The 4,464-nt window shown below is 63.5% G+C and carries 4 protein-coding genes; all 4 read left to right on the forward strand.

Features of this window, described 5'->3' with window-relative positions; all coding sequences use genetic code 11:
• The first annotated feature begins 380 nt into the window (after nt 1-380).
• Complete coding sequence (locus JOZ00_RS04350; RefSeq protein ID WP_293340137.1) at nt 381-1,307, forward strand: alpha/beta hydrolase; 927 nt, start codon at nt 381-383, stop codon at nt 1,305-1,307.
• Nucleotides 1,308-1,449: 142 nt separating this feature from the next.
• Complete coding sequence (locus JOZ00_RS04355; protein WP_293340140.1) at nt 1,450-2,070, forward strand: TetR family transcriptional regulator; 621 nt, start codon at nt 1,450-1,452, stop codon at nt 2,068-2,070.
• Between the two features lie 303 nt (nt 2,071-2,373).
• Nucleotides 2,374-2,808, forward strand: a complete 435-nt coding sequence (locus JOZ00_RS04360; protein WP_293340143.1) for an MmpS family transport accessory protein — start codon at nt 2,374-2,376, stop codon at nt 2,806-2,808.
• Nucleotides 2,805-4,464 (forward strand): MMPL family transporter (locus tag JOZ00_RS04365; protein WP_293340145.1); only part of this gene is annotated, 1,660 nt, incomplete at its 3' end. The genes JOZ00_RS04360 and JOZ00_RS04365, both read left to right, overlap by 4 nt.

A 4,464-nucleotide genomic window follows, 5' to 3' on the forward strand; every position in this document is an offset into this window, starting at 1 on the left:
GAAGCATGTGCGTCCTCTCGCAAACCACCGGGTACCACACGATTTTGCCTGCCGGGCGCGCCTTCAGGCGCAAGCACCGATCGCCGAATTGACCGCGGCTATCGTTACGAATTCCTTGATCTTGACTCGGAGACCCCACTGAACGGAGGTAGTCGACGGCATCCGGTCAACCCGCGGAGCCGGTCGGCGTTGCCGACGCCGGCTCGCGGCGGTCGGCCGGATTGATCAAGCTGTCCGGCAATGGATTTGGCGTGTACCGACGGCTCCGATGATGCCCGGCACGCCGCACGCCTAGTGGCCGTCCGCGAGCGCCCGGGGACACTATCCCCATCCTGTATGGTCAGCGTGTCTACCGGCGCGAACGGAACAGAGGGCACTCGATGGCGAACAAGACCGGGAAGGCCTTCACCTCGCAACAGGTGCTGGATCCCGGTCTGCGCAAGGTGGCCCCATTCCTGCCTCGTGGATACGCCCTGCACCGTGGCCTCAAGCTCCAGCGGGCACTCATGCACCTTATGGGGAACGCCGGCCGACTGCGTGACGTGCCGGTTGCCGCCGTCAACGAGCACGTCAAGGTCCGCCTGCATCGCCCGGCAGGCCTTCCCGCGCGAGCGCCCGCGTTGCTGTGGATCCACGGCGGCGGCACCATCATGGGCCATGCCGCCCAGGACGACAAATACCTCCGCAAGCTCTCGCACCTCACCGACGTCGCGATAGTGGCGGTGGAACACCGACTGGCTCCCGAGCATCCCTATCCGATACCGGTCGAAGACTGCTATGCAGCGCTGCTATGGCTGGCACGCCAACCGTGGGTGGACCCGGATCGAATCGCCATCGGTGGCGCCAGTGCCGGTGGACATTTCGCGGCGGCGGTGGCCCAACGGGCTCACGATCGCAAGGACGTCAAACTCGTTTACCAGATGCTGGTGTACCCGATGCTCGACGACCGCACCGGCGCCGGCCGCGACGGCCAAAGACGCATCATGTGGACCGACAGCGACAACCAACTGGCGTGGCGTTGGTATCTCAACGGCGCCGATCCCGAAGAGGCCGCCCCGGCACGGCGGGCGGACTTGACCGGCCTGCCACCCGCCTGGATCGGGGTCGGGACAGTGGACCTGTTCTACCAGGAGTGCCGGGATTATGGGCGGCGGCTTCGGGAGGCGGGCGTTCCCGTCCACGAGGAAGTCGCGGCGGGTGCCTTTCACGCGTTCGACCAGGTAGCGGAGAAGGCCCCCGTTTCGGTGAGATTCTTCGCCAGTCAGTGCAATCACCTGAGAGATGCCCTCGCTCCCTCCGGGACGTAGCCCGACCCGGTTGGAAATGGCCGGATCCGCCTGTCCACGAACAGTTTTAAGCATCGCACCGTCGCGGGCGGCGCGGCCCTCACCGAACGACCGCAGCCCGACCCTGCGCGATTTGACTGCAAAATGTGCAGAATGTGCAACTATGGACGTCGTGGTCGTCAATCAGATGGGTCTGCGCGAGCGCCGTCGCCGCCAAACGAGCGCGGACATCCGCGATGCCGCGGTGCGCCTCACGCTGGAACGCGGATACGACAAGGTCACCATCGACGAGATCTGCGCCGAAGCCGGAATTTCGACGCGCACCTTCTTCAACTACTTCCCCAATAAAGAGTCAGCGATCGCCTACGGCCCCTCCGACATACCCCCAGAGTTGGTGGCGGATTTCGTCGCCGCGGGGCCCGCTCCTTATTCGGTGGTGCTCGCGGAGCTGATCACCCTGGCGGCACACCACCTCCGCGACGTGCCGCCGCGGCGCGAACACGCGGCCCACATGCTCGAACTCGCCAAGACGTCCCCTGCGGTGCTGGCCGCGTTCCTCGCGGATCTGGAACGATTTCAAAATCACCTGACCGACGTCGTCGCCCGCCGGCAGGGCATGCGGGCCGACGACGAGATAGTCGCGTTGGTTGCTGCGCTGGCACTGACCGCGGTGCGTTCGGGCATCGAGCGCTGGTCGCGATGCGAGACGCACGATGCCGACGACACGCCGATGCCGCACGTCGAACGGGCCGCCGCGCTGGTCAACAGCATCTTCACAAAGTGATTTGAAACACGGACGGCAAACGTTGCATGATGTGCAACATATGCAGAACATGTACTAGGCTTTCCTTTGCGGTACCTGAGAACGCTTCCTCAATCTCATAAGCCTCGTGTCGGCGCTGGGGGCGACAACCGGTGTGCTCGGGTGGCCGCAGCTCGTGACCATCGAACCTGTTCGGACCGCGTGAACCGCCGAAACCGTTGCGGTGCACAGTAAGTCGTTGCACAACCGGCCATGACCTCGGGGGCGGGTCACGCTGACGCCGGCCGCGTCGGGTGTGCCGTGATGAGAAAGGGAGTCGGGTAGTTGCAGATCTCGAAGCTTGTTCGCAACGCATGGCTACCGCTGTTGATCGTGGCGGTCGTCGTGGTCGGCGGGTTCGCCGTGGTCCGCGTGAAGTCCTTCTTCGGCGCCCAGGACACCGGTGTCATGACAAGTCCGCGGCTGGATGATTCCAAACCGTTCAAGCCCAAGGTCGTCAAGTACGAAGTCTTCGGTTCGGCGAGCCATGCCAACGTCAACTACCTGGACCTGTCCGCCGACCCGACGCGGGTCGACGGTGCGCCGCTGCCGTGGACCCTGGTCCTCAAGACAACCGCTCCGTCGGTTTTCCCGAATCTGTCGGCGCAAAGCGACGGTGACTACCTCGGTTGTCGCATCACCATCGATGACGAAGTCAAGGACGAGAAAACAACCACCGGCGTGCACGCCCTGACATTCTGCTTGGTGAAATCAGCATGAGCGCATTCTCGGACGACGCCCGTACCGACAGCATCCCCGTTGCCCAAGAGCCCGTGCGGGACAAGATCCCGCGCCTCATCCGGGCTTTCGCCATCCCCATCATTCTCGGCTGGATCGCGATCATCGCGGTGCTCAACGTCGTCGTCCCGCAGTTGGACGAGGTCGGGAAGATGCGCTCGGTGTCGATGGCACCAGACGACGCGCAATCGGTGGTCGCGACCAAGCGCATGGGTGCGATCTTCAACGAATACAAGTCCAACAGCTCGGTGATGATCGTTCTGGAGGGCCAGAATCAGCTGGGCGCCGACGCCCACGCCTACTACGACCAGATCGTCAGGAAGCTCGACGCCGACACCAAACACGTTGAGCACGTTCAGGATATGTGGAGCGACCCGCTGACCGGCGCGGGCGCACAAAGTAACGACGGCAAGGCCGCGTACGTCCAGGTGTACCTCGCCGGTAACCAGGGCGAGGCCCTGGCCAACGAATCCGTCGAGTCGGTGCAGAACATCGTCAAAAGCGTTCCCGCGCCGAGTGGGGTCAAGGCTTACGTCACCGGGCCCGCTGCGCTGTCAGCGGATCAGCACACCGCCGGTGACCGCAGCCTTCAGGTCATCACGACGGCCACGTTCACCGTGATCATCGCGATGCTGCTGTTGGTCTATCGCTCGATCATCACGGTGCTGCTCACCCTGGTGATGGTCGTGCTGGAGCTCTCGGCCGCGCGGGGAATGGTCGCATTCCTGGGTTACTTCAAGATCATCGGACTGTCGACGTTCGCCACCAACTTGCTTGTCACACTGGCGATCGCCGCCGCCACCGACTACGCGATCTTCCTGATGGGCCGATATCAGGAAGCCCGCTCTCTCGGCATGTCCCGAGAAGACGCGTATTACGACATGTACAAAGGCACCGCGCACGTGGTGCTCGGCTCGGGCATGACCATCGCCGGCGCGACCTTCTGCCTGCACTTCACGAACCTGCCCTATTTCCAGACCCTGGGCATCCCGTTGGCCATCGGGATGGTGGTCGTCGTGGGTGCGGCACTGACGCTGGGCCCCGCGGTCATCTCGGTGGTGACGCGCTTCGGCAAAACCCTGGAACCCAGGCGGACAAACCGCATTCGGGGCTGGCGCAAGATCGGCGCCCTCGTCGTCCGGTGGCCAGGGCCGATCCTGGTCATGACGATCGGGGTAGCGCTCATCGGCTTGCTGACGCTGCCCGGATACCGCACCAACTACAACGACCGCAATTATCTGCCCGCCGACCTGCCCGCGAACGAGGGTTACGCGGCGGCGGACCGGCACTTCTCGCAAGCTCGCATGAATCCCGAAGTGCTGATGATCGAAAGCGACCACGACCTGCGTAACTCCGCGGACTTCCTTATCATCGACAAAATCGCCAAGACGATCTTCCGGGTGCCCGGAATCGCCCGCGTGCAAGCCATTACGCGGCCTCAGGGCACGCCGATCGAGCACACTTCGATCCCCTTCCAGATCAGCATGCAGGGCGTCAGCCAGCAGATGAACCAGAAGTACCAAGAAGATCAGATGGCCGACATGCTGAAACAAGCCGACATGATGCAGACGACCATCGACAGCATGGTCAAGATGCAAAGCCTGACCCAGCAGATGACCAACGACATGCATCAGATGG

This window comes from Mycobacterium sp., from assembly GCF_019243155.1.
Classification (GTDB): Bacteria; Actinomycetota; Actinomycetes; order Mycobacteriales; family Mycobacteriaceae; genus Mycobacterium.